7 tRNA genes are annotated in these 900 nt (G+C 46.4%); all 7 read right to left on the reverse strand.

Going from position 1 to position 900, the window contains the following annotated elements:
• Nucleotides 1–74 (reverse strand) — tRNA-Pro (locus UB32_RS06630).
• A 17-nt stretch (nt 75–91) separates the two neighbouring features.
• Nucleotides 92–168 (reverse strand) — tRNA-Arg (locus tag UB32_RS06635).
• Nucleotides 169–196: 28 nt separating this feature from the next.
• A tRNA-Leu gene (locus UB32_RS06640) sits at nt 197–282 on the reverse strand.
• A gap of 7 nt (nt 283–289) precedes the next feature.
• A tRNA-Gly gene (locus tag UB32_RS06645) sits at nt 290–364 on the reverse strand.
• A 33-nt stretch (nt 365–397) separates the two neighbouring features.
• Nucleotides 398–479 (reverse strand) — tRNA-Leu (locus tag UB32_RS06650).
• Nucleotides 480–575: 96 nt separating this feature from the next.
• Nucleotides 576–648, reverse strand: a tRNA-Lys gene (locus UB32_RS06655).
• A gap of 7 nt (nt 649–655) precedes the next feature.
• Nucleotides 656–731: transfer RNA gene (locus UB32_RS06660), tRNA-Thr, on the reverse strand.
• Nucleotides 732–900 lie beyond the last annotated feature (169 nt).

A 900-nucleotide genomic window follows, 5' to 3' on the forward strand; every position in this document is an offset into this window, starting at 1 on the left:
TCGGGAAGACAGGATTCGAACCTGCGACCCCTTGGTCCCAAACCAAGTGCTCTACCAAGCTGAGCTACTCCCCGATTAAGAGAAAATATCATGGCGCGCCCGAAAGGAGTCGAACCCATAACCTTCTGATCCGAAGTCAGACGCTCTATCCAATTGAGCTACGGGCGCATAAATAGCACATTCGCTTACTTGGTAGTGCCGAGGACCGGAATCGAACCGGTACGGTAGTCACCTACCGCAGGATTTTAAGTCCTGTGCGTCTGCCAGTTCCGCCACCCCGGCTAAAAAATGGAGCGGAAGACGGGATTCGAACCCGCGACCCCAACCTTGGCAAGGTTGTATTCTACCACTGAACTACTTCCGCATTTATGGAATTTTATATTGACACAAAAAATGATGCGGGTGAAGGGAGTCGAACCCCCACGCCTTGCGGCGCCAGATCCTAAGTCTGGTGCGTCTGCCAATTCCGCCACACCCGCATATTAAAATTGTTCCGATGAAGCAAAATATTAAAAAGTTATTTTCGCTGTCGCGAATTAAGGAAGTTTTTTTTCGCTGTCGCGAAAAAAACTTAGTGAGCCATGAAGGACTTGAACCTTCGACCCTCTGATTAAAAGTCAGATGCTCTACCGACTGAGCTAATGGCTCGTACAAATGGTGCCGGCAAGAGGACTTGAACCCCCAACCTACTGATTACAAGTCAGTTGCTCTACCAATTGAGCTACACCGGCGTTATAAAGGAAGTTTTTTCGCAAGCGCTAAAACGCTAAGGAAATTATTTTCGGTGACGCGAAAAACGTTAAGAAAATTATTTTCGCTATCGCGAAAAATTAAGGAAGATTATTTTCGCTTACGCGAAAAAGTAAGGAAGATTATTTTCGCTTACGCGAAAAAATCTTG

The sequence above is a fragment of the Mesobacillus subterraneus genome (assembly GCF_000934845.1).
In the GTDB taxonomy this organism is placed as follows: Bacteria; Bacillota; Bacilli; order Bacillales; family Cytobacillaceae; genus Mesobacillus; species Mesobacillus stamsii.